Raw genomic sequence first — 22,818 nt, 5'->3', positions numbered from 1 at the left:
GAGTGCGACTAGCAGCGTTATCAGTATCGTAGTATCGTCGGTAACAGAGCGAGTGGAACGAACCGGAAGAAGGAACCGATGAACACCCCTGCCGAACCCCGTGTCGCGATCGTCACCGGCGGCTCACGCGGCATCGGCCGCCAGGTCGCCGAGCGCCTCGCCGCCGACGGCATGGCCGTCGTCGTCAACTACGCCGGCAACGAAAAGGAAGCCACGGCCGCGGTCGACACCATCACCGCGCGTGGTGGCCGGGCGATCGCGGTCCGCGCCGACGTGGCCGACCCGGCCGCGGTCGCGGAGCTGTTCGACACCGCGGAGCGCACGTACGGCGGTGTGGACGTCGTCGCCCACCTGGCCGGCGTGATGAACCCGCCGACCCCGATCGCCGAGATCGACTTCGACGTCCTCGACCGCGTGCACCGCACCAACATCCGCGGCACGTTCGCGGTGGCCCAGCAGGCCGCGCGGCGGGTGCGCGACGGCGGCGCGGTGATCACCACCTCGACGTCGGTGCTCGGGCTGAACCTGCCCGGCTACGGCGTCTACAACGCCACGAAGGGCGCGGTCGAGGCGATCACCATGATCCTGGCCCGCGAGCTGCGCGGCCGCGACATCACCGTGAACACCGTCGCGCCCGGCCCGACCGCGACCGCGCTGTTCCTCGACGGCAAGGACGACGAAACGATCGCCCGGATGGCCAAGCAGCCGCCGCTCGAGCGGCTCGGCGAGCCGGAGGACATCGCCGAGGTCGTCTCGTTCCTGGCCGGCCCGGCGCGCTGGGTCAACGGCCAGGTGCTGCGCGCCAACGGCGGCATCGTCTAGCGGGTGAACCGGCTGGTGATCACGTGGTCCTTCGCCGGCCCGCGCACCACCCACTCCTGCCGCCACCGCCCGGCACCGGTCACGCGGTACTCGCCGCGGTAGAAGTCGGCGCGGCAGGGGTGGTCCGCCGTCCAGCGGCCTTCGCGCAGGTCGAGGTCGTGGAAGAAGCCGCCGTGGTCGAAGTGGACCGCCGCGCGCCCGGGTCCGTCGAGGCGGTAGTGCAGGGTCCGGGTGACCGGCCCGGTGTAGCCGCCGAGCCGCAGCTCGCCCTCCTCGTGGTAGACGAGGACGCCGTCGGCCTCGGTGAAGGTGGCGGTGCCGGTCACCTCGCCCGCCGGGTCGCCGTCCGCGGTGCGGATTTCCCGGTCCAGCCGCCAGCCGCCGCCGAAATACGCGACGAGATCGGGAACGGGCCAGTAGCGCACCCGCCCCATTCTGCCACCCGCGGCGGGGCGGGCCGGAACTGTCGGACCCCCGCTCTATAGTCGGGCGGGTGGCAGAGACCGACCTCGCACCCGCGTCCGACGCCCTGGAGACCCTCCGGCGCGTGTTCGGCTACGACAGCTTCCGCGGCGACCAGGCGGCGATCGTCGAGCACGTGATCGCCGGCGGCGACGCGCTCGTCCTGATGCCCACCGGCGGCGGGAAGTCGTTGTGCTACCAGATTCCCGCGCTCGTGCGGCCCGGCGTCGGCGTGGTCGTCTCGCCGCTGATCGCCCTGATGCAGGACCAGGTGGACGCCTTGCGCAATGCCGGTGTCCGCGCCGGTTTCCTCAACTCCACCCAGGACTACGCGGCGCGGCAGGAGGTGGAGTCGGCGTTCCTGAACGGCGAGCTCGACCTGCTGTACCTGGCGCCGGAACGGCTTTCGGTCGAATCCACCGTGCGGCTGCTCGACCGCGGCAAGATCTCGCTGTTCGCGATCGACGAAGCGCACTGCGTCGCCCAGTGGGGCCACGACTTCCGGCCCGACTACCTCCAGCTCTCCGCGCTGCACGAGCGGTGGCCGGAGGTGCCGCGGATCGCGCTGACGGCGACCGCGACCGAGGCCACGCACCGAGAGATCTCCGCGCGGCTGCAGCTCGAGGAGGCCAAGCACTTCGTCGCGAGCTTCGACCGGCCGAACATCCAGTACCGGATCGTCGGCAAGAACTCGCCGCAGCGGCAGCTGCTCGAACTGCTGCAGACCGAGCACAAAGGGGACGCCGGGATCGTCTACTGCCTGTCCCGGAACTCGGTGGAGAAGACCGCGGAGTTCCTGGTGCAGAACGGGATCCCGGCGGTGCCCTACCACGCGGGGCTCGACGCGCGCACCCGCGCGAAGCACCAGTCGCGGTTCCTGCGGGAGGACGGGCTGATCGTCGTCGCGACGATCGCGTTCGGGATGGGCATCGACAAACCGGACGTCCGGTTCGTCGCGCACCTCGACCTGCCGAAGTCGGTCGAGGGCTACTACCAGGAAACCGGGCGGGCGGGCCGCGACGGCCTGCCGTCGACGGCTTGGCTCGCGTACGGGCTGCAGGACGTCGTCCAGCAGCGGAAGATGATCGACACGTCCGAAGGGGACGATGCCCACCGGCGGCGGCTCGGCGCGCACCTGAACGCGATGCTGGCGCTGTGCGAGACGGTCGAGTGCCGCCGCGTGCAGATCCTGAACTACTTCGGGCAGGCGGCCGGTCCGTGCGGCAACTGCGACACGTGCCTGAACCCGCCGGAGAAGTGGGACGGCACGATCCCGGCGCAGAAGCTGCTGTCGACGGTCGTGCGGCTGCGCAACGAACGGCGCCAGAAGTTCGGCGCCGGTCAGATCATCGACATCCTGCTCGGCAAGTCCACCCCCAAGGTCACGCAGTTCCAGCACGACACGCTCAAGACGTTCGGCATCGGCACCGAGCTGCGCGAGCCGGAGTGGCGGGCGGTCGTGCGGCAGCTGCTCGCGCAGGGCCTGCTCGCCGTCGAGGGCGACTACGGCTCGCTCGTGCTCACCGAAGCCAGCGCGGAGGTGCTGGGCGGCGATCGCCAGGTGCTGCTGCGCCGCGAACCCGAGCGGCCGGCCGCCGCGGCGAAGGTCCGCAGCACCCGGAAGGCCGCCGCGGCGGTGGAGATGCCCGCGGAGGCCGCGCCGCTGTTCGAACGCCTGCGGGCCTGGCGGGCCGGCGTCGCGAAGGAACAGGGCGTGCCCGCCTACGTCGTCTTCCACGACGCGACCCTGCGCCAGATCGCCACGCAACGGCCGGCGTCGCTGGCGGATCTGGGCACGGTCAGCGGCGTGGGCGAGAACAAGCTCGCCAAGTACGGCGAGGGGCTCCTGGAGGTGCTGACCGCGGAGTGACCTACCGGCCGGTGGCGGGTCCCGGGTGGCCCGGCTCCCCCGTCACCGAGTTGACCTTGCGGACCGCGCCGGCGATCTGCTGGTGGTACTTGCCCTTGGTCTTGTCGTCGACGAACTTCGCCGCCTTGCCGACGGCCTGGTTCACCTTCTCGGGGTTCTTCCTGGCGTAGGCGCGGGCCGCACCGGCGGCGCCGGCCAGCACGGTCAGCTTCTTCAAGAAAGCCACGGTGGTCCTCCCTCATCGGTTCCGGTCGTCCTGACAACGCGGACGAACCACTCGGAGGTTCCCCGTGTGACGAGACCCAAACCGGCCGCCCCCGAAATTGGCGCGCGGGACGCCGCCGGGCGGCTCTAGGCTCGCGATCATGCGCGACCTGGCCGCCCTGCCGAAGGCCCACCTGCACGTCCACCTGGAGAGCACGATCCGCCCGGCCACGCTGCGTGAGCTCGGCGAAGCGAACGGCGTCGACGTCCCGGGCGAACCCCCGGTGTTCGACGGCTTCCGCGCCTTCGCCGACTACAACGCGCTCATCCGGTCGTGTCTCCGGCGTCCCGAAGACTTCGAGCGCATCGCGCGCGAGTACTGCGAGGACGAAGCCGCCCAGGGCACGCGCTACGCCGAAGTCACCTTCACCGCGGCTTCGCACGGGGAACGCCTGGGAGACCTCGAAATGCCGCTGGCGTCCGTCCTCAAAGGACTTTCAGCGAGCACGGAGCTGGAGTGGCGGCTGCTGCTCGACCACTCGCGGCGCCGGTCGGTCGAGCGGGCCGAGCGCACCCTCGACCTCGCGCTGAAGTACGACGACGTCTTCGCGATCGGCATGGCAGGCGAGGAGAACCACTCGCTGCGTCCGTTCGCGACGCTCTTCGAGAAGGCCCGCGCGGCCGGGATCCACCTGCTGCACCACACCGGCGAAGACGCCGGGCCCGACAGCATCCGCGAAGCCCTCGAAGTGGGCCGCACGGAACGGCTCGGGCACGGCATCCGCGTCCTGGACGACCCCTCGCTGGTCGCCGAGGTGCGTGAGCGGGGTCTCGCCCTGGAGGTGTGCCCGTCGTCGAACGTGACGCTGGGGCTGGTGCCGTCGCTGCCCGAGCACCCGCTCCCCCGCCTGCTCGACGCGGGCCTGACGGTCACGCTCAACACCGACGTCCCGTCGGTCACCGGGGCCGCGCTGGCCGAGGAGTACGCCCGGGTGCAGGAAGCCTTCGGCTACGACGACGCGGCGATGGCGGACTTCGCCCGCGCGAGCGTCACGGCGTCCTTCGCACCCGAAGCGACCAAAAAGGCCATCCTGCGCGACATCGACGCCTGGCTCACACCGGCAGCAGGCGGGTGACCAGCATCCCGAGCTGGTGCACCGTGCGGCACTCGTGCATTTCGACGACGTCGGCGTACTCGAGCGCCGCCGAGTCCCCCGTGGACCACAGCGACCGGCGCTCGGGGTTGAGCCAGTGGACGTGCCGGGCGCGGGCCTTGATCGCGCGGACGGCGTCGAGATTGGGGTCGCCGCCGTTGGTGCGGGCGTCGCCGAGGATCAGCACCGACGTCCGCGGGCCGACCGCCTCCGGCCAGTTCTCGGTGAACTGGCGCAGGGAGCCGCCGTAGTCGCTGTGGCCGTCCCAGCGCACCAGCGCGGCTTCGGACAGCATGCGCGCGCCCAGGTGCTCGGGGTCGGCGGCGCCGGTGGTGACCAGGTGGGTGACCTCGTCGGCGCTGTCGACGAAGGCGAACACGCGGATCTTGCTGAACTGGTCGCGCAGCGCCTGCACCAGCAGCATGGTGAAGTTCGCGAACCCGGCCACCGACCCGGAAAGATCGCACAGCAGCACGATTTCCGGCCGCCCGGGCCGCCGGTGGCGGTAGGCCGGGCGCAGCGGGACACCGCCGGTCGAAAGCGATCGCCGCAGCGTACGGCGCAGGTCGATCTGGCCGCGCGTCCGGCGGCGGCGCCGCGCGGACAGGCGCGTCGCCAGCTTGCGGGACAACGGCTGGATGGTGCGGCGCAGTTCGGCGAGCTGAGCGCGGCTGGCGATGAGGAAGTCGACGCGGTCGGCCGCGGGCGCGATGGCGTGCTTGGCGACGCGTTCGCGGCCCCGGACCTCGGCCACGCGGCGACGCGCCTCCGTGCGGACCTGCCCGCGGAACCCCTCGACGCGGCGGCGGATCTCGTCGCGGTCGAGCCGGTCGGTGAACTCGCCGCGGGCGCCGCCGCCGCGGACCGCGGCCAGCACCCGCGCGATCAGCGTCTGCGGCTGGAGCCGCTCCAGGGTCTGGTGGGCGGAGAAGCCGCCGCCGGGTCCGGACGCCGAGCCGTACTGGCCCAGCATGTCGACCGCAAGCCCGGCCAGCTGCGACAACGCCTGCTGGTCGCCGTCGGCGAGCGCGGCCGCCAGCTCTTCCCGCAGTTCCTCCAGCGTTGTCGGCTGGTCTTCGCGGGCCCGTTCGGGCGCGCCGATCCCCGCCGGGAAGTAGAGGTCGAACGCGGCGTCGAAGACCGCGCGCTGCCCGCCGCGGCGGACCAGTGCCGCGGCCAGGCCCTCGCGGACCAGCGCCCGGTCGTCGAGGCCGAGCACCTCCAGCGCGGCGGCGGCGTCGACCGTCTCGCTCGGCCCCGCCGGGATGCCCTGGGCGCGCAGGGCCTTGACGAACGCCGCGAGCCGCTCCGGCACGCCGCCGGTCACGACGCGTCCAGGACCTGTTCGAGCTTCAGGCCCGCGCCCGCCTTGGCGATGTCGTCCTGGTGCTTGAGCACGACCCCGAGGCTCTCCCGCACGACCAGCTCGTCCAGGGTGGCCGCCCCGAGCGCGAGCAGGGTGCGCGCCCAGTCGATGGTCTCCGCGACCGACGGCAGCTTGCGCAGGTCCATCGCGCGCAGCGCGGCGATCACCCGGACGACGGAATCGGCGAGGGCGGCGTCGATCCCGGGCACCTTGAGCCGGACGATGTCGCGTTCGAGGTCGGAGTCCGGGAAGTCGATGTGCAGGAACAGGCACCGGCGGCGCAGCGCCTCGGACAGCTCGCGCGTCGCGTTGGACGTCAGCACGGCGAACGGCGCGCGGGTGGCGGTGATCGTGCCGAGCTCGGGCACGGTGACCTGGAAGTCGCCGAGCACCTCCAGCAGCAGGCCCTCGACTTCCATGTCGGCCTTGTCGGTCTCGTCGATCAGCAGCACGGTCGGCTCGTCCGAGGAGATCGCGGTGAGCAGCGGGCGGCGGAGCAGGAACTCCTCGCCGAAGATGTCGGTGCGCGCCTGCTCCCACGTCTCGTCGCGGCCGGCGGTGATCCGCAGCAGCTGCTTCGCGTGGTTCCACTCGTAGAGCGCGCGGGCCTCGTCGATGCCCTCGTAGCACTGCAGGCGGACCAGCCGCGAGCCGCTGACCTGGGCGACGGCCTTGGCGAGCTCGGTCTTGCCGACCCCGGCCGGGCCTTCGACCAGCAGCGGCTTGCCGAGCCGGTCGGCCAGGAACACGGTGGTCGCCACCGCCGTCGACGCCAGGTAGCCGGCCTCGGCCAGTTTCGCCGACACGTCGTCGACGGAGGTGAAGAATCCGGTGCCCACCCTGACCTCCTAAGCGGTCGCTCACCCGGAGCGTACCCGAAGATCGGGTTAGCATCGGCCGCGTGACCTACGTTGCCGCTTCCGGCCGATACGACTCCGTCCCCTACCGGCGCTGCGGGCGCTCGGGGCTCAAGCTGCCCGCGATCTCGCTCGGGCTGTGGCACAACTTCGGCCACGACCGGCCCCTGGAGACCCAGCGCGCCATCACCCGCCGCGCCTTCGACCTGGGCATCACCCACTTCGACCTGGCCAACAACTACGGTCCGCCGTACGGCTCGGCGGAGGAGAACTTCGGGCGGCTGCTGGCCACCGACTTCAAGCCCTACCGCGACGAGCTGGTGATCTCCACCAAGGCCGGCTACGACATGTGGCCCGGCCCGTACGGCGAGTGGGGCTCCCGCAAGTACCTGCTGTCCTCCCTCGACCAGTCGCTCGGGCGGCTGGGCCTGGACTACGTCGACATCTTCTATTCGCACCGCTTCGACCCCGAGACGCCCCTGGAGGAGACGGTCGGGGCGCTGGACGCCGCCGTCCGCGCCGGGAAGGCGCTGTACGTCGGGATCTCGTCCTACAGCTCGGAGCGCACCGCCGAGGCCGCGCGGCTGCTGCGGGAGCTCGGCACGCCGCTGCTGATCCACCAGCCGTCGTACTCGATGCTCAACCGCTGGATCGAGGAGGACGGCCTGCTCGACACCCTCGAGGAGGCGGGCGCCGGCTGCATCGCGTTCTCGCCGCTCGCGCAGGGTCTGCTGACGGACCGGTACCTGAAGGGCGTCCCGTCGGACTCGCGGGCGGCACAGGGCAAGTCGCTCGACCCGGACACCCTCGACGAGAACCGGCTGGGCCGGGTCCGCGCGCTGAACGACATCGCCGGCCGCCGCGGGCAGACGCTGGCCCAGCTGGCGCTGGCCTGGGCGTTGCGCGACCACCGGGTGACGTCGGTGCTGATCGGGGCGAGCAGCGTCGGGCAGCTGGAGGACAACGTGGGCGCGCTGGGCAACCTCGAGTTCTCCTCCGAGGAGCTGACCGAGATCGACGGCCACGCGACCGACGCGGACATCAACCTCTGGAAGCGTTCGTCCGACTCCTGAGCCGGCTGGGCGCCCGTGACACCACGGAGGTGACGTCCACACCTGTAGACACATTTGACCAGATTTCTTATTTGGTCATACGATGACAGCGTGCCTCCTGCCGAAGACCGCGCCGAGCGGGCCGAGCGCATCCTCGACGCCGCCGCCGGCCTGCTCCTGCGCGCCGGCTACCGGCGCACGACCATCGAAGACGTCGCCGAGCGGGCCGGCGTCGGCAAGGGCACCGTCTACCTGCACTGGAAGAACCGCGAAGAGCTGTTCCTCGCCGTGCTGCTGCGCGAATCCGTCCGGGCGCTCGAAGACCTCGTGGCGGCGATCGCGGCGGACCCGCTCGCGGTGCGGCTTTCGCGGCTGACCGAACTCCAGTACGCCAACGTGCTGGGCCGTCCGCTGCTGCGGGCCGGTTACGCCGACGACGCCGAGACGCTCGGCAAGCTGCTCCCGAAGCTGCACGGCAAGCTGGACCCGCGGCACGCGGAAGCCTTCGTCGAATACCTCGAACTGCTGGCCGCGAACGACCTGCTGCGCACCGACCGGCCGGTCCGCGAACTCGTCGTCGCCTTCCAGGCCGTCCTGCACGGCTTCCTCGGCCGCACTCCCCCGCCCGAACCCGCCCTGATCGCCGACGTCGTCGCGCACGCCTTCGAACCGCTCGCCGTGTCGACGAGGCAGCTGCGCGCGGTGGCGCCGCGGGCGCTGACGCTGTTCTCCGAAGCCGTCGCCCTCGACCGGAAACAACTCGAACGCGCCTACTGATCGACGGAAGGTCCCCATGCGCACCGGAATCCTGATCGACGAACTCGGCGTCGGCTTCGACGCCATGACGGCTCAAGCCCGCGAAGCGGCGAAGCTCGGGTACGGCACGCTCTGGGTGGCCCAGCGCGGCGGCTGGGACGCGCTCACGGCGCTGCCCGCGCTCGCCGCGGCCGCACCCGGCCTCGGGCTGGGCACGTGCGTCGTCCCGACGTACTCGCGGCACCCGATCACCATGGCCGCGCAGGCGCTGACGGTCCAGGCGGCGGCCGGCGTGCCCGTCCACCTCGGCCTCGGGTTGAGCCACCGGTTCATCGTCGAAGGCGAGTTCGGGTACTCCTACGACCGCCCGGTCCGCCACCTGCGCGAGTACCTCCAGGCGCTGCACCCCTTGCTGCGCGGGGAAAAGGCGGACGTCCACGGCGAGTCGCTGACCGCCGCGGCCGGGTTGAACACCCCTGGCGCGCAGCGGCCCGCGGTGCTGCTCGGCTCGGTGAGCCCGCGGACGACGCGGCTGGCGGGCGAGCTGGCCGACGGCGTGATCACGTCGTTCGCCGGCCCGCGGGCGATCGGCGAGTTCGTGGTGCCGACGCTCGGGACCCCGTCCCGCGTGGTCGCCGGCCAGCTGGTCTGCGTCACGTCCGAAGTGGACGAACGCCGCGCGTGGGTGGAGGAGACCTACGGCGGAGCGGCGAACATCCCGGCGTACCGGGCGATCCTCGACCGCGAAGGCCACGAGCGAGTCTCGGACACCGCACTCGTCGGCGACGAGGAAACCGTGCGGCGCCAGGTGAAATCCCTCGAAGACGCGGGCGCGACGGAGCTGCTGCTGATGCCGTTCGGCACGGCGGAGGACCAGGCCCGTACCCGCGAGCTGCTGGCCCCGTGCGCCGCCGGACGGCAATCAGTCGCGGACGCCTGAGCCCACCCGGCCGCGGGGCGCCCCCCGTTTTCCACACTACCGGTGAGCACCGACAATTCCGCCGCCTCGGGTTGCCGCGGACACGATCGGAGTACGCCTCACCGGGGCAGCTGCTCGACGGCACGAGCCGGCTCGGCGCCGAGCTCGTCGAGCTGGCGTTGGACGCCGGCCTCGGAATCGGCTCGGCCTTGCTCCCGGTACAGCCGCAGCGCCTCCCGCCACACCTCACCGGCCGCCGCCACCTGGCCGAGCGCGCGGTGCGCGCGGCCCAGGTTGTCGAGGACATCGGCGATCGCGTAGACGTACCTCAGGTCGTGGAACAGATCGAGGGCTTGGCGGTAGCGGGTGACCGCGTCGGCGTGGAGACCGTCGCGATGGTCCAGGTTTGCGAGCAGCGTCAGCGAAATCGCTTCGCCGTACGGGTCGTCGTTCTGCCGCCACAGCGCGAGCGCGGCCTGGCAGTGGCTTCGGGCCGTCCCGGTCTCGCCCAGGCCCGCGGTTTGACAGGCCAGCGAGTTGAGCGCTTCGGCTTCGAAGAGGGGTTCACCGAGCTCGCGGAAGATGGCCAGGGCCTTGCGGTCGTGCTCGCCCGCCCGCTCGTCGTCCCCGCGGTTGGCCCACGCGTAGGCGAGCGTCCGGTGGGTCAGGCCCTGCTGCTTGCGCGCGTGGTGCGTTTCGGCGAGACCGAGCGCGTGGTCCAGGCAGGAGATGGCGTCCCGGTGGTGCTCCAGCGCGGAATGGGCGCGGCCGAGGAACCGGTGGGCGCGGATGCGAACGGTGACGTCCGCGAGGTGGGCCGTGGCTTCGGCCGCGGCCTGCCACACGGCCAGCCGATCGTGCCGGAGGCCCAACCGGTAGTGGAACGTGTCCAGGCACCAGGCCAGCTGCCAGACGGTGTCGTGACAGCGGCGGACACCGGCGGCGCGTTGAGCGGCCAGCAGGCAGGCGTGCTCGGTCTCGAACCAGGCCATCGCCGTCGCGGTGTCGGGCCACTGGGGGACGTCGGCGCCGTCGTCGGGCGGCTCGATCCGGGGGTGGTCGCGGTGGGCGTCCAAGAAGATGTCCGCGGTGTGCGCGGTGTAGGTGTAGAAGGCGAGGACCCGCCGCAGCGCCGCCTCCGTCGTTTCCGCGGGCATTTCGTCCGCCACGCTGGTCGCGTAGCCGCGGACGAGGTCGTGCATGCCGTACCGGCCGCCGGGAACGCGGTCGACGAGGGAGGCGTCCGCGAGGGCGCGCAGCAGCAACTGCGCCTCTCGCTTCGGCAGGCCGGTGAGGTGCGTGGCGGCGAGCAGGCCGATATCGGGCCCCGGCATGACACCCAGCAGCGCGAAGACCCGGCGCTGCCGATCGTCGAGCCGGCGCAGGGACCAGGACAGCACGGCGGGCAGGCTCGCGGTCGGCTCCGCCGAGTCCAACGCGGCCAGGCCGAGGTCACGCAGTTCGGCGGCCGTTTCGCGCAGGGGCAGCCGGGGCGTGGCCGCCACCCGGGCCGCGACCAGACCCAGCGCCAGGGGGAACCCGCCGCACAGGCCGACCAGCTCCGCGATCGCCTGCTCGTCGGCGGCGCGGCCGGGAGCGAGGGCCGCCGCGAGCACGGTGCGCGCTTCCGCGCCGGTGAAGACGTCCAGGTGCACGGGCCGGGCACCGTGCCGGGCGACGAGCCCGTGGAGGCGGTCGCGGCCGGCCACCAGCACCCGGCAGTGCTGCCCTCCGGGCAGGAGCGGGACGACCTGGTCGGCTTCGGCGGCGTTGTCCAGCACCACAAGCATCCGCTTGTCCGCGACCAGGCTCCGGTAGAGGCCGGCCCGCCGGTTCAGGTCCGCGGGCCGGCGGTCGTGGTCGACGCCGAGGGCGTCGAGGAACTCGCCCAGCACGTCGAACGGCCGAGCCGGTGACTCGGTGGGGCTGTAGCCGCGCAGGTCGGCGAACAGCTGCCCGTCCGGGAACCGGTCCAGACTGCGGTGCGCCCAGGTCAGCGCCAGCCAGCTCTTGCCGATCCCCCCGGCGCCGCTGATCGCGGAAATCATCGGCGTTCGGCCCGTCGGGTGCGCGGGCGGCGAGGTGCCGGCGGGCGAGGCCGGCCCGCGGTGGTCGAGTTCGGCCAGCTGGCCGGCGCGGCCGACGAACCCGGCCGGCGCCGGCGGCAGCTGCCGCGGCACCGGACGCGCCGCGGCGACCGGATGGTGGTGGAGACCGCCGTTGATCGTGTGCACCTGCAGCACGGTGCCGGACACGGCGGGCGCGACGACGGAATTCGTCACCGCGGCCGGCTGCGCGTTGTCGCCGCTTTGCTCGCTCTGCTGCCGGACTGACATTTCGACCCCGCCATCGTTCGGAGGGCTCAGACGCTACGAGCACCGCCGGGCGGGCGCTAACGCGGTGCCGGCAGGTGGGTCGCCTCCGGGAAGAGGTTCAGCGCCCGCAGGGCCGCGCCCAGCTCGGCGATGTCGGCCGGGTTCGTCAGCGAGCGGCCCAGTTCCTCCGTGATCCGCTTGAGGCGGTGGCGGATCGTGTTGGGGTGGCAGAACATCCGCTCCGACGTCAGCTTCGTCGAACCCTGGCAGTCGAACCACGCGCGCAGCGTCAGCAGGAGCACGTTGCGGTCGTCGCCCGGGAGGTCCAGGACCGGCTGGAGCACGTGGTGGGCCAGCTGCACCGACGCCTCCGGCGCGCTCGCCACCAGCCCGGCCAGCGGGGACTCGGTGAACTGCACCAGCCCCGGCGTCCCCGGCGTCATGCTCGACAGCGCCACCCGCGCCAGGTGCAGGGCACGGGCGGTGTTGCCGAGGCCGGTGAACACCGGGCTCATCCCGACCCGGCCCACCGGGTGCTCGCGGACCAGGTCGACGATCGCCGCGGCCGCGGCCGGATCGCGCAGGGAGACCACGCCGACCTGCAGGTCCGGGGTGAGCCGCCACGCCGACGCGTGCTGCCGCGCGCGCAGCCGGGCTTCGACCTGCGGCAGCGGTTCCTGGCCCAGCCGCGGGGTTTCCGCGGCCACCACGACGAACGTGCCGTCCAGGGACAGGTCGAGCACGCGCGCGATGTCCCACAGCGTGCCCTCGGTCGCGGTGCCGCCCGCGAACAGCGCCTCCACCAGCGCCGAACGCCGGTTCTGGTGCGCCACCATGACTTCCGCCGTCGTGTCGCGGTAGGCCGTCGTCAGGGCCTCGGCGAGGTCGTCGATCAGCGCCCAGATCGCCGTCGTCGCGGCGACCAGCCCGGCGAGGTCCTGCGTGCCGGCGGTCAGCTCGACGAACCGGTGCCAGACCTCGGTGAGCCCGATCCGGTAGGCCCGCAGCAGCTCCGGCAGCGGCGCACCCTGCAGGGCCCGGGCCCGGCCGGTCGCGCGGGCCTGCGACAGGTCGGGGACGTCCGAACCACGCAAGGTCAGCATCACGTGCTCGAGGTTGGCCCGGACCGAGTTCCGCAGCTCGGCGTGGGTGACGAACCGGGCGTCCGCGTACACCGGCATCTCGGCGCGGATCTGCCGCACGGTGCTCTCGACCAGTTCCGGCAGCTTCCGCTCGACCTCGGCGGCGAGGACGGCGACGCGCGGCGCGCGCCCGTCGGACAGAAGCGCCTGGTAGTGCATGGTGGCCTCCGGTCCCCGGCCTCCTCGTCGAGGTCCGAGACCGACATCTAACCCGAACGGGACCACCACGTTCGGGTGAACTTGCTACAAGAACCGCGGATGCGGAGGTTCTTTTGTGGAACCTCCGCATCCGCGTCAGGCCATCTTGGCGGCCGCGCTCTTGATCGCCTCCCGGATCCGGAAGTAGGTGCCGCAGCGGCAGACGTTCTGGATGGCGTCGATGTCGGCGTCCGTCGGGTTCTTCGTCTTCTTCAGCAGTGCGACCGCCGCCATGATCTGGCCGGGCTGGCAGTAGCCGCACTGGGCGACGTCCTGCTCGAGCCAGGCCTCCTGGACCGGGTGCAGCTCGTCGCCGTCGGCCAGCCCCTCGATCGTGGTGACCTCGCGCCCGGCGCACTCCGACACCGGCGTGACGCACGGGTTGAACGCCTCGCCGTCGAGGTGGCTGGTGCAGGCCTTGCAGACGTTGATGCCGCAGCCGTACTTCGGCCCGCGGACCTTCAGCTTGTCGCGCAACGCCCACAGCATCGGCAGGTCGGCGGGCGCGTCGACGGTGACGGTCTGCCCGTTCACCACGAAGGTGTAGTTCGGCACGGTGACTCTCCTCAGCGCGGGAACGGGTCGAAGTCGACCGGGAAGGTGATCGGGAAGCTGCGGGGCTTGATCCCGGTCGCCCGGGCGTAGGCGTTGGCGATCGCGCCGACCGGGGCCGGCAGGCCGAGTTCACCCGCGCCGCCGATGTCCGCGCCGGCGGCCGGCATGACGTGCACGGTGACGTCCGTCGGCGAGTTCTTCTGCCGCGCGTAGTGGAACTGCGAGTAGCTGCCTTCCAGCGGCAGGCCCTTGTCGATGTGCAGGCCCGCGGTGAGCGTCGTCGAGATCGCGTCGGTCAGGCCGCCGAGCATCTGCGCCTGGATGCCGCGCGGGTTCACCGGCTTGCCGACGTCCACCGCGATGGTCGCCTTCGTGACGCGCGGGTGCTTCGGGTCGCGCGCGTCCAGCTCGACCAGGCACGCGGTGTAGGACTTGTACTCGCCGTGCACGGCAATGCCCTGCGCGAACCCGGCCGGCATCTTCTTGCCCCATTCGCCGAGCTCGGCGACCTTGTCGAGCACCGCGCGCTGCCTCGGTTCCTTGATGAACTCGCGGCGGAAGGCCATCGGGTCCTTGCCCAGCTTCGCGGCGATCTCGTCGACCATGATCTCTTCGGCGCCGCGGGTGTTCGCCGAGTAGACCGACCGCCACGCCGAGGTGTGGAACTTCACCGGCACCTCGTTCAGCAGCTGCGTCGTGACGCCGAAGTTGTACGGCGACTTCACGGTCAGCAGGAACACCGTCTGCGCGAAGCTCAGGTTGCCACCGACGGGCAGCTTCGCCGCGAACGCGGTGAGGATCTCGCCGAGCCCGTGGCTCCAGTCGGTTTCGACGCTCGCCACGCGGTGCTCGAACGTCAGCACCTGCCCGAGCGCGAAGGTCGCGCGGATCCGGTGGTAGCTCGCCGCGCGCGCCCGGCCGTGGCGCATGTCGTCGATCCGGCTCCACATCAGCCGGACCGGCTTCTTCATCGCCTTCGAGATGCGCGCGGCTTCCAGCGCCGCGTCGAAGAACAGCCGGCGGCCGAAGGACCCGCCGCCCTGCTGGACGTGCACGGTGACCTTGTTCTCCGGCAGGCCCAGCTCCTGCGCGATGGTCTGCTTGGCCACGATCGGCGACTTCAGCCCGGCCCAGATGGTCGCGCTGTCCTCGCGGACGTCGGCGACCGCGGAGTTCGACTCCATCGGCGCGTGGCTGGCGAAGGCGAAGTCGAATTCGCCGTCGACGTACTGGGTCAGCAGCGGCGGCACCACGAACGGCAGCGCGGCGGCCCGCAGCTTCTTCTTGATGCTTTCGTCGTCCTCGCCGTCGACCGTGCCCGGGCCCCAGGTGACGTCGAGGGCGTTCTTGCCGTCGAGGGCCTGGCCGAACGTCTCGGCCATCACCGCGACCCCGGTCGGCACCACGGCGATGTCGATGATCCCCGGCATGGCGCGGACGGCGGCCTCGTTGTTGACCTTGCGCACGGTGCCGTTGATGGTCGGCGGCCGGCGCACCATCACCGGGTTCGCGCCGGGGACGTCGAGGTCGAGCGTGTAGACCTGCTTGCCGGTGACCATCGCGCGGGCGTCCTTGCGCGAGGTCGGCGTCCCGACGAGCGTGTGCGCCGACTCGGCTTTCGGCGCGATCGCCCCGGTGGTCAGGTCCGTGCGCGACGCCGGCCCGGCGAGGGTGCCGTAGGAGGCGCTGCGGCCGTCGGGCGCCCACACCGCACCGTCGCGTGTGGACAGTCGCGAGGCGCCGGTCCCCCACTGCGCCGCGGCCGCGGCGACCATCCGGGCGCGTGCGGTCGCCGCGGTGGCGCGGACCGGGTCGTAGAGCGAGCGCATCGTGTTGGACCCGCCGGTCAGCTGGTTGAACAGCAGCTCGGTGCGGGCGTCGGAGAGCACGACGTCGACGCGGTCGAGCGGGAGGTCCAGCTCTTCGGCGACGAGCATCGCGGTCGCGGTCGTGATGCCCTGGCCGACCTCGGCGCGCGGCAGCTGCAGCCGCGCCCGGCCGTCGGCCGTCATCTCGAGCACCAGCATCCCGGCGGTCGGCGCGCACGACAGCGTCAGGACGTCCCCGAGGTCGAGGATTTCGGCCGGCTGCGGCAGGGTCGGGACGACGGCTTCGGCGCGGGCCGGGGCGACGGCGTCGGCGGTGAGCTTCGTGGCGACGGTCAGCGTGGGCGCGGCGACCAGGTAGGTCAGGAAACGCCGGCGCCCGACCTGCCCTGGCTCGGGCTGTTCGGTGGTGGGACTGGCCATCGGGAATCCCTTGCTGGGAGGTGGCGGGGTGCGCGCCACGCTAAGGACCCCTTGACACGACGTCAACGCGGCGTAGCCGGGTTCCCCCATCTCTGTGACGAGATGACAGCGGAAGCCGCCGAATGTGTGCCCCGCCACAGCGCCGGACGGCCCAGCGGGCTGGTTCAGCCGGCCCCGCGGGCACGCCGGGCCTCGATCAGGTCCTCCCGGGCGCGGGCGACGCGGGAGCGGACGGTGCCAACGGGGCAGCCGCAGACGTCGGCCGCCTCGGCGTAGGACAGCCCGAGCACCTGGGTCAGCACGAGCACCTCGCGCCGGTCCGGGTCCAGCCCGTCGAGCAGCAGGCGCAGTTCGACGAGTTCCTCGAAGCCGGCAGCGGGATCGCGGGTGCGCTCGGCGGCGGCTTCCCAGTCGGTGTCGGCGATCTTCGGCCGGGCGCCGGCGGCCCGGATCTGGTCGATGACGACCCGGCGCGCGATCGAGAGCAGCCAAGTCCGCGACGACGAGCGTCCGGCGAAGCGGCGAAGGCTGCCGAAGGCGCGAAGGTAGGTCTCCTGGGTCAGGTCGTCGGCGGCCGCGACGTCGGTGAGGTGGGCGAGGAAGCGCCAGACGTCGGCCTGGGTGGCGCGGACCCACGCCTCCAGCGCCCGGCGGTCGCCGCGGCCGGCGGACAAGGCCAGGGCCGTGACGCGGTCGTCGTCCTCACGGTGGGTCATGATCCGGAAACATACAGCGGCGCGAAGCGCCTCCGTTGAGGGTGGTGGCGGGGAGGAAGGCGGAGTAGCAGTGACCGGGAACTTTGCGGATCCGCCGTCCGACTAATGGACCATGAGGTGTGAGGACTGCCGTGAAGCTCTATCGGCGCGACTGGACGGCGAAGCCGAGCCGGTTTCACCCGACGAGCACCTGGCGTCCTGCGCGGCCTGCCGGGAGTGGCTCGCGGGCGCGGAACGCCTGCGGCGCGCGATGCTGCTGCGCCCGGCGCCGCCGGTGCCGGACCTGACCGCGGCGATCCTCGAGCGCACGCCGGCCCCCTCGGGCGAGCGCTGGGGACGGCGGATCGCACTGGCGGTGGTGGCGATCGCCCAGCTCGGACTGGCCTTCGCCGAGCTGCTCGACACGGCCCACGGCGGCATCCACCTCGGCCACGAGTCCGGCGCGTGGAACCTCGCGGTGGGCATCGGCCTGCTGACGGCGGCCCTCCTCCCCCGGACGGCGGGCGGCCAGCTGCCACTGCTGACGGGGTTCGTCGGCGTGCTGCTGGTGCTGTCGGCGGGCGACCTGGCCGCGGGCCAGGTGACGCTGTCCCGGCTGTCGACGCACCTGCTCGTGGTCCTCGGGCTGGCACTGCTGTACGCGGTGCACCGGGATCACCGCAACCAGGGCGCCCCGCTCCCGGCGGCCACCGCCGACGACGGCGCGGCGACGACGGGATCCACTGTGGACACCCCGGCGACCGGGCGGCCGCGTCCCCGCCCGTTCCGGCGGCAGGCCCACGGCCGGCACGCGGCCTGACGGGTCAGGCGAACTTGGTCTTCGGGCGTTCCTGCAGCACGCCGTCCACGTAGACGTCCACCTTCTCGTCGAGGAACGCCACCAGCCCCGCGGCCCGGGTGCTCTCGGGCAGCGGCGTCGGGTAGCTCCAGGCGAGGTCCTCGTGCCCGGCCACGTCGAAGTGCTCGGCGGCGCCCTTGTACGGGCAGTGCGTCACGACGTCGATCTTCGCCAGCAGGTCCATCCGGACGTCCACGCGGGGCAGGTAGTACCGGGTCGGCAGGCCGGTCTCGAACAGCAGGTGCGGGCGGACCGAATCGGCCACCGTGACGCCGTCGACCTCGATGCGCACGTGCCGCGAGCTCGGGAGGATGTCGACGCGGACCCCCGGGTCACGCGGGTGGGTGAAGATCTGCTCGTCTTCTTCGAACCAGTCGAACGCGCCGAACTCGAACCGGACGTGGCCCCGGAGCTCCTCGATGGGCGAATCCGGGTACTCCAGCGCGCCGTCCACCGCCTCGGCCGCGGCACCCTTTATCGTCGACAGAACAGCTTCTCCGCGGCTCGGCGAGTGCGCCGTCCGGCCGGAGGGGGTGAGAACGCCGCTCACGACGTCCGCGCGCGGGATGTAGTACGTGGGGTAGTACGGAACTTCCCACACCAGGAGGGGGTGCACCGTGTCCGCGACGACCTGCCCGCCGAGGAACACCCGCACCCGCTTCGCGCCCTGTGCCACGCGGACCCGGCCGCGTCCCGGAGTGCTCATGCTCCGCTCAACGGGCCGCGGAGTTCGGGTATTCCGGCACCGCCCGGGGCGGGACGGCTAGCGTGGCAGGCAGCACGAGGACGACAGGAGGCGGGCACGGGTGGCCGGCGTAGAAATCCCCACGGTCGGTACCCCCGCCGGGATGCGCAAGATCAACCAGCGGGCGGTGCTCGACCTGCTGCGCCGCGGCGGGCCGGCGACCCGGCCGCAGGTCGCGAAGGACACCGGGCTGTCGAAGCCGACGGTCAGCCAGGCGCTGCTGGCCTTGGAAGCCGCCGGGCTGGCGCGCCCGACCGGGCAGACGTCCACCGGCACCGGGCGTTCGGCCGTGCTCTACGAGGCCGACCCGACCGCGGGGTACGTGCTCGGCGTCGACATCGGCCGCGAGCACCTGCGGGTCGCGGTGTCGGACCTCGGCCGCACGCTGGTGGCCCGCCGCGACGAGCGCAACACGGCCCGGTCCGGGGCGGCGCTGGTGACGGCGGTCGGGAAGATCGCGGCCGCGGCGGTCGCGGAGGCCGGGCTTTCGGCGGGCGACATCGTTGTCCGCGTGGTCGGCTCCCCCGGCGTCGCCGATCCGGAGAAGCGGTGCTTCCGGCACGCGCCGAACCTGCCGGGCTGGGGCCGCGCGGGCCTGATCGACGACCTCGAAGCGGCGCTGGGCCCGGACCTGATGGTGGAGAACGACGCGAACCTGACCGCCGTCGGCGAGTGGGAGAGCGGCGCCGCGCGCGGGGCGTCGGTGTTCGGCTGCATCACGATCGGCACCGGCGTCGGCATGGGCCTGATGGTCGACGGCCGGGTGTTCCGCGGCGCGACCGGCGCGGCGGGCGAGATCGGCTACCTCCCGTACGGCCGCACGCGCGCGGCCGACGAGCCCACCACCCCGCCGGCCCGCGGCCACCTCGAAGAGGCGACGGCGGCCCAGTCGGTCGTCCAGGGCGCCCGGGAACTCGGCCTCGGCACGGCGAAATCGGCCCGCGAGGTGTTCCGGATGGCCCGCGAAGGCGACGAGCTGGCCCAGCAGGCACTGGCGGCGGAGGCCGACCGGTTGGCGTACACGGTGGCCTCGGTGGCGGCGGTGATCGACCCGGAACTGATCGTCCTGGGCGGCGGCATGGGCACGGCGGCGGACCTGCTGCTGGAGCCGATCGACCGGGCGTTGCGCGCGTTCACGCCGTTGGTCCCGAAGGTGGTGCAGGGCGAACTGGGCGAAGAAGCGGTGCTGACCGGGGCGATCAGCGTGGGGCTGAGCGCGGCGGAAGGGCTGGTGTTCGACCGCCGCGTCGGCGCCGCCTGAGTCGCCACCTCCCCGAAGAAGTAACAATAGGCTGACTATATTTCGACAGGGAGTCGTTTGCGTCCATGAGTTAGTACTGAATATAGTACTAACTCATGGACGATGAGGAAACCGTGCAGGCGGTTCGCCGGAGCGTGCTCCGGCTCGCGCGGCGCCTGCGCGGTAGCCGTTCCGCGGGAGCGTTGAGCCCCGCCAAGGTGGGCGTGCTGGGTTACCTCTCCCGGCACGGTGCCAGCAGCCCCGGCGAGATCGCCGCCGCCGACGCGCAGCGGCCGCAGGCGCTGACGAAGGTGTTCACCGAACTGGAAGCCGAAGGGCTGATCAGCCGGTCCCCCAACGAAGACGACGGACGCAGCGTCGTCCTCGACCTCACCGAGCCGGGGGCGGCCGCCCTGGAAGCCGACATGCGCGAGCGCGACGCCTGGCTGGCCGCCGCGTTCGGCGCGCTCGGCGAAACCGAGCGTGGGGTGCTCCGGCTGGCCGCTCCCCTGCTCGAGCGCCTCGCCGACCAGCCGGCCGCGAAGGAGAAGCCATGACCGACACCTTCCCGCTGCCCCGCGCATGCCCGTACACGCCGCCGCCCCGGCTGGCCGAGCTGCAACGCGACGCCCCGATCACCCGCGTCCGGATCTGGGACGGCAGCACGCCGTGGCTGCTCACCCGGTACGCGGACGTCCGCGCGGTGCTCGCCGATCGCCGGTTCAGCGTCGACCCCACCCGGCCCGGCTACCCCGCGCGCGGCCCGGCGAGCCGGGGACGGCGGAGCGGCCGCGGCTCGTTCATCTCCATGGACGGCCCCGAGCACACCCGGCTCCGGCGGATGCTCATCGGCGAATTCACCGTGCGCCGCGTCGAGGCGCTGCGGCCGGCGATCGAGCGCACCGCCGCCGCCCTGCTGGACGAGCTGGCCGCCGGGCCCCGGCCCGCCGACCTGGTCAGCCGGTTCGCGCTGCCGTTGCCGTCCATCGTCATCAGCGAACTGCTCGGCGTGCCCTACGAAGACCACGCCTTCTTCGAAGACCGCGCCCGCGCGATGCTGGACGACTCGGCCGGCGGCGAGGCCAACCGGGCCGCCACCGCGGAGCTCGCCCGCTACCTCGGCACCCTGCTGCACCGGCGAAGCACGCACCCCACCGACGACCTGCTGGGCCGGCTGAGCGCCGAGCAGATCGCCACCGGTGCGCTCTCGCGGGCCGACGCCGTGGCCACGGCGATCCTGCTGCTGGTCGCCGGCCACGAAACCACCGCCAACCAGCTCGCCCTCGCCACCGCGTTCCTGCTCGACAACCCCGAGCACGCGGAGGTCTTCCGGAGCGGCGCCCCGGCGACCGCGGTCGACGAACTGCTGCGGCTGCTCACGATCACCCACCTCGGCCGCCGCCGCGTCGCCACCGCCGACGTGGAACTCGGCGGCGTCACCATCCGCGCCGGCGAAGGTGTCATCGCCGCCGCCGACATCGCCAACCGCGACTCGTGCGAGTTCGCCGATCCGGACCGGGTGGACCTCGCCCGCAGTCCCAACCACCACCTCGCCTTCGGACACGGCGAGCACCTGTGCCTCGGCCACCACCTCGCCCGCCTCGAACTCCGCGTCGCGCTGACCGCGCTGCTGCGGCGCCTGCCCGCGCTCCGGCTCGCCGTCCCCACGAGCGAATTGCCGTTCCGGCACGCGCACCCGATCTACGGCATCGACCGGCTCCCGATCACCTGGGACTGAGCCCGGTGCGGCCCGCCAGGCCTCGCCCCCGGCCGACGGTCAGCTGCGTGCACCAGACGATCCGGTACGCCGCGCGCACGAGCACTTCCGCCGGCTCCGGCGGCACCCGGCCGAGGTGCAGCGGCGGCGACGCGATCCGCGCCCGGCGGGTCCGGCCGCCGCGCCGATTACCTCCGGCGTAATCGACACCGCCGCCCGGACGGCCGACCATCGGCGGCATGAGCGAATCCGCGAAGAACCGCATGATCGTCGTCGAATGCCTGGAGAACCTGTTCGTGCACAAGGACTTCGACGCCGCCAAGGCCGCGCTGCACCCCGATTTCGTCACCCACAGCCCCGGGCTGCCCTCCGGCCGCGAGGCGTTCACCGACGCGGTGAAGAACTCGCCACTGGCCGGCGCGACCGCGGAGATCAAGCACGTCGTCGCCGAGGACGACCTCGTCGTCGCGCACCTGCACGTGGCCGGGACGGCCGTCGTCGACATCCTGCGCGTCGAGGACGGCCTGCTCGTCGAGCACTGGGACGTCAAGCAGCCGCTCAGCGCGTGATGACGCAGGTCCCCGACGCCGTGGCCAGCAGCTTCCCCTCGGCGTCGCGGATCTCCCCCTCGGCGAACGCGATCCGCGAGCCCTCCTTCACCACGCGGCCCGTGGCGCGGATTTCGCCGCGGCCCGCGTGGATCGCGCGCAGGTAGCTCACCTTCAGCTCCACCGACGCATAACCCACGCCGGCCGGGAGCGTCGTGTGGACCGCGCAGCCGACCACCGAGTCCAGCATCGTCGCCGCCACGCCGCCGTGGACCATGCCGATCGGGTTGTACAGCGACTCGTCCGGCTCGGCCACCGCGACCACCTCGCCCGGTTCGATGCTTTCCCAGCGCAGGCCGAAGTGCGCCGAGATCGGTGCCGGCGGGACGCGGCCCTCGGCGATCGCCCGCATGTACTCCAGGCCGGACATCGTCGCGCCCAGCCGAGCCGACTCCAGCGGGTCCTGCCACGTGATGGTCTTCGAACGGACCTGGGCTTCGACGTCGGTCATCCGGGCTCCTCGACTATGACAACTGTCTTAAGACTCACCCGCGAGACGGCGAGCGTCAAGCGCGACGTGACCCAGACCACCGGTGGTCCGCCCGCGCCACGGGTGGAATCATCCGGGGGTGAGCACCGACCGCAAGCCGATCGACCCGGAACGCATCGCGGCGGCGGTCGAAGGACTGGGCGACCGCGCCGTCATCGACGAATGGGCCCGGCGCTTCGCCGTGGTCGCCGACCCCTCCCGGCTCACGCTGCTGGTCTGCATCCACTACGCCCGCGAGATCAGCGTCACCGACCTCGCCGCGGCCGCCGGCATGACCGACACCGCGGTGTCGCAGGCCCTGCGGCTGCTGCGGGCGCACGGCCTGGTCACCCCGCAACGCACCGGCCGCGTGGTCCGGTACCGCCTGGCGGACGCGACCGTGCACGAACTCATCCACCGGGTGCGTCCCCACCCCGAACAACCCACTGGAACAACCGGGGCTCCGCCCCGGGCCGGGGGGGGCGCCCCCCGGCCCCCCCCCCCCCCCCCCCCCACCACCCCGGCGGCCCCCCCCGCCGCGGGGGGGGCCCGCGGGGCGCCCCC

Annotated in this window: 23 protein-coding genes and 1 pseudogene; 12 read left to right on the top strand and 12 right to left on the bottom strand. The window is 72.6% G+C overall.

The window, feature by feature from the left end:
• The first annotated feature begins 78 nt into the window (after positions 1 to 78).
• Positions 79 to 822, top strand: coding sequence for an SDR family oxidoreductase (locus ACWEGE_RS42460; RefSeq protein ID WP_449666166.1), 744 nt, complete (start codon positions 79 to 81; stop codon positions 820 to 822).
• Here ACWEGE_RS42460 and ACWEGE_RS42455 read toward each other — a convergent pair.
• Positions 819 to 1,256: a DUF6314 family protein gene (locus ACWEGE_RS42455; protein ID WP_449666165.1), complete on the bottom strand. Its 438-nt coding sequence runs from the start codon at positions 1,254 to 1,256 to the stop codon at positions 819 to 821. The two genes, ACWEGE_RS42460 and ACWEGE_RS42455, sit on opposite strands and share 4 nt — an antisense overlap.
• A 59-nt stretch (positions 1,257 to 1,315) precedes the next feature.
• On the opposite strand from ACWEGE_RS42455, the gene recQ reads away from it, so the two are divergent.
• Positions 1,316 to 3,154, top strand: coding sequence for a DNA helicase RecQ (gene recQ, locus ACWEGE_RS42450; protein ID WP_449666164.1), 1,839 nt, complete (start codon positions 1,316 to 1,318; stop codon positions 3,152 to 3,154).
• 1 nt (position 3,155) lies between these two features.
• On the opposite strand, the gene ACWEGE_RS42445 is transcribed toward recQ, so the two are convergent.
• Positions 3,156 to 3,380 (bottom strand): antitoxin, encoded by a 225-nt coding sequence (locus ACWEGE_RS42445; RefSeq protein WP_449666163.1) that lies wholly within the window; start codon positions 3,378 to 3,380, stop codon positions 3,156 to 3,158.
• Between the two features lie 139 nt (positions 3,381 to 3,519).
• On the opposite strand from ACWEGE_RS42445, the gene add reads away from it, so the two are divergent.
• The gene (gene add / locus ACWEGE_RS42440) at positions 3,520 to 4,494 is read left to right on the top strand and encodes an adenosine deaminase (protein ID WP_449666162.1); all 975 of its coding nucleotides are present in this window, start codon (positions 3,520 to 3,522) and stop codon (positions 4,492 to 4,494) included.
• On the opposite strand, the gene ACWEGE_RS42435 is transcribed toward add, so the two are convergent.
• Both ACWEGE_RS42435 and ACWEGE_RS42430 read right to left on the bottom strand, forming a co-directional pair.
• A complete protein-coding gene (locus ACWEGE_RS42435; RefSeq protein ID WP_449666161.1) occupies positions 4,472 to 5,839 on the bottom strand; it encodes a vWA domain-containing protein in 1,368 nt (455 codons plus the stop codon). The two genes, add and ACWEGE_RS42435, sit on opposite strands and share 23 nt — an antisense overlap.
• Positions 5,836 to 6,717, bottom strand: coding sequence for an AAA family ATPase (locus tag ACWEGE_RS42430; RefSeq protein WP_449666160.1), 882 nt, complete (start codon positions 6,715 to 6,717; stop codon positions 5,836 to 5,838). The genes ACWEGE_RS42435 and ACWEGE_RS42430 overlap by 4 nt, the downstream gene beginning before the upstream one ends.
• A 62-nt stretch (positions 6,718 to 6,779) precedes the next feature.
• Between ACWEGE_RS42430 and mgrA the strand changes: the two genes are divergently transcribed.
• The 3 genes from mgrA to ACWEGE_RS42415 all read left to right on the top strand — a co-directional run bounded on the left by mgrA (position 6,780) and on the right by ACWEGE_RS42415 (position 9,483).
• Positions 6,780 to 7,808, top strand: a complete 1,029-nt coding sequence (gene mgrA / locus ACWEGE_RS42425) for an L-glyceraldehyde 3-phosphate reductase (protein WP_449666159.1) — start codon at positions 6,780 to 6,782, stop codon at positions 7,806 to 7,808.
• 90 nt (positions 7,809 to 7,898) lie between these two features.
• Entirely contained in the window at positions 7,899 to 8,564 is a 666-nt protein-coding gene (locus ACWEGE_RS42420; protein ID WP_449666158.1) for a TetR/AcrR family transcriptional regulator, read from the top strand.
• 16 nt (positions 8,565 to 8,580) lie between these two features.
• A complete protein-coding gene (locus tag ACWEGE_RS42415) occupies positions 8,581 to 9,483 on the top strand; it encodes a TIGR03564 family F420-dependent LLM class oxidoreductase (protein WP_449666157.1) in 903 nt (300 codons plus the stop codon).
• Between the two features lie 98 nt (positions 9,484 to 9,581).
• Here ACWEGE_RS42415 and ACWEGE_RS42410 read toward each other — a convergent pair whose 3' ends face one another.
• The 5 genes from ACWEGE_RS42410 to sigC form a co-directional block, all read right to left on the bottom strand.
• Positions 9,582 to 11,798 carry an ATP-binding protein gene (locus ACWEGE_RS42410; RefSeq protein WP_449666156.1) on the bottom strand — a complete coding sequence of 739 codons (2,217 nt, stop codon included), beginning with the start codon at positions 11,796 to 11,798 and terminating at the stop codon, positions 9,582 to 9,584.
• 56 nt (positions 11,799 to 11,854) lie between these two features.
• Complete coding sequence (locus tag ACWEGE_RS42405) at positions 11,855 to 13,078, bottom strand: PucR family transcriptional regulator (RefSeq protein WP_449666155.1); 1,224 nt, start codon at positions 13,076 to 13,078, stop codon at positions 11,855 to 11,857.
• 135 nt (positions 13,079 to 13,213) lie between these two features.
• The gene (locus ACWEGE_RS42400) at positions 13,214 to 13,672 is read right to left on the bottom strand and encodes a (2Fe-2S)-binding protein (protein WP_449666154.1); all 459 of its coding nucleotides are present in this window, start codon (positions 13,670 to 13,672) and stop codon (positions 13,214 to 13,216) included.
• Positions 13,673 to 13,683: 11 nt separating this feature from the next.
• A complete protein-coding gene (locus tag ACWEGE_RS42395) occupies positions 13,684 to 15,921 on the bottom strand; it encodes a molybdopterin cofactor-binding domain-containing protein (RefSeq protein WP_449666153.1) in 2,238 nt (745 codons plus the stop codon).
• A gap of 164 nt (positions 15,922 to 16,085) precedes the next feature.
• Positions 16,086 to 16,637 carry an RNA polymerase sigma factor SigC gene (sigC, locus tag ACWEGE_RS42390; protein WP_449666152.1) on the bottom strand — a complete coding sequence of 184 codons (552 nt, stop codon included), beginning with the start codon at positions 16,635 to 16,637 and terminating at the stop codon, positions 16,086 to 16,088.
• 112 nt (positions 16,638 to 16,749) lie between these two features.
• On the opposite strand from sigC, the gene ACWEGE_RS42385 reads away from it, so the two are divergent.
• The gene (locus ACWEGE_RS42385; RefSeq protein WP_449666151.1) at positions 16,750 to 17,436 is read left to right on the top strand and encodes a zf-HC2 domain-containing protein; all 687 of its coding nucleotides are present in this window, start codon (positions 16,750 to 16,752) and stop codon (positions 17,434 to 17,436) included.
• A 4-nt stretch (positions 17,437 to 17,440) separates the two neighbouring features.
• On the opposite strand, the gene ACWEGE_RS42380 is transcribed toward ACWEGE_RS42385, so the two are convergent.
• Positions 17,441 to 18,181, bottom strand: a complete 741-nt coding sequence (locus ACWEGE_RS42380) for a DUF427 domain-containing protein (protein ID WP_449666150.1) — start codon at positions 18,179 to 18,181, stop codon at positions 17,441 to 17,443.
• Positions 18,182 to 18,281: 100 nt separating this feature from the next.
• On the opposite strand from ACWEGE_RS42380, the gene ACWEGE_RS42375 reads away from it, so the two are divergent.
• From ACWEGE_RS42375 to ACWEGE_RS42365, 3 genes are all read left to right on the top strand, one after another.
• Positions 18,282 to 19,481, top strand: coding sequence for an ROK family protein (locus tag ACWEGE_RS42375; protein ID WP_449666149.1), 1,200 nt, complete (start codon positions 18,282 to 18,284; stop codon positions 19,479 to 19,481).
• Between the two features lie 95 nt (positions 19,482 to 19,576).
• On the top strand, positions 19,577 to 20,017 hold the full coding sequence (locus ACWEGE_RS42370) for a MarR family winged helix-turn-helix transcriptional regulator (RefSeq protein ID WP_449666148.1): 441 nt from the start codon (positions 19,577 to 19,579) through the stop codon (positions 20,015 to 20,017).
• On the top strand, positions 20,014 to 21,198 hold the full coding sequence (locus ACWEGE_RS42365; protein ID WP_449666147.1) for a cytochrome P450: 1,185 nt from the start codon (positions 20,014 to 20,016) through the stop codon (positions 21,196 to 21,198). Before ACWEGE_RS42370 ends, ACWEGE_RS42365 begins: the two co-directional genes overlap by 4 nt.
• On the opposite strand, the gene ACWEGE_RS42360 is transcribed toward ACWEGE_RS42365, so the two are convergent.
• The gene (locus ACWEGE_RS42360) at positions 21,185 to 21,418 is read right to left on the bottom strand and encodes a hypothetical protein (protein WP_449666146.1); all 234 of its coding nucleotides are present in this window, start codon (positions 21,416 to 21,418) and stop codon (positions 21,185 to 21,187) included. The two genes, ACWEGE_RS42365 and ACWEGE_RS42360, sit on opposite strands and share 14 nt — an antisense overlap.
• Here ACWEGE_RS42360 and ACWEGE_RS42355 point away from each other — a divergent pair.
• Positions 21,417 to 21,746, top strand: a complete 330-nt coding sequence (locus ACWEGE_RS42355) for a nuclear transport factor 2 family protein (RefSeq protein ID WP_449666145.1) — start codon at positions 21,417 to 21,419, stop codon at positions 21,744 to 21,746. The genes ACWEGE_RS42360 and ACWEGE_RS42355 overlap by 2 nt on opposite strands.
• Here the strand turns inward: ACWEGE_RS42355 and ACWEGE_RS42350 are convergent.
• Complete coding sequence (locus ACWEGE_RS42350) at positions 21,736 to 22,236, bottom strand: PaaI family thioesterase (protein WP_449666144.1); 501 nt, start codon at positions 22,234 to 22,236, stop codon at positions 21,736 to 21,738. The genes ACWEGE_RS42355 and ACWEGE_RS42350 overlap by 11 nt on opposite strands.
• Before the next feature lie 118 nt (positions 22,237 to 22,354).
• Here ACWEGE_RS42350 and ACWEGE_RS42345 point away from each other — a divergent pair.
• A pseudogene (locus tag ACWEGE_RS42345) lies at positions 22,355 to 22,687 on the top strand (ArsR/SmtB family transcription factor); the annotation flags it as partial.
• Between the last annotated feature and the right edge of the window lie 131 nt (positions 22,688 to 22,818).

This window comes from Amycolatopsis sp. NPDC004747 (assembly GCF_053601335.1).
The sequence above is the reverse complement of the archived record's forward strand: the minus strand, read 5'-3'. Positions and strand labels throughout refer to the sequence as shown.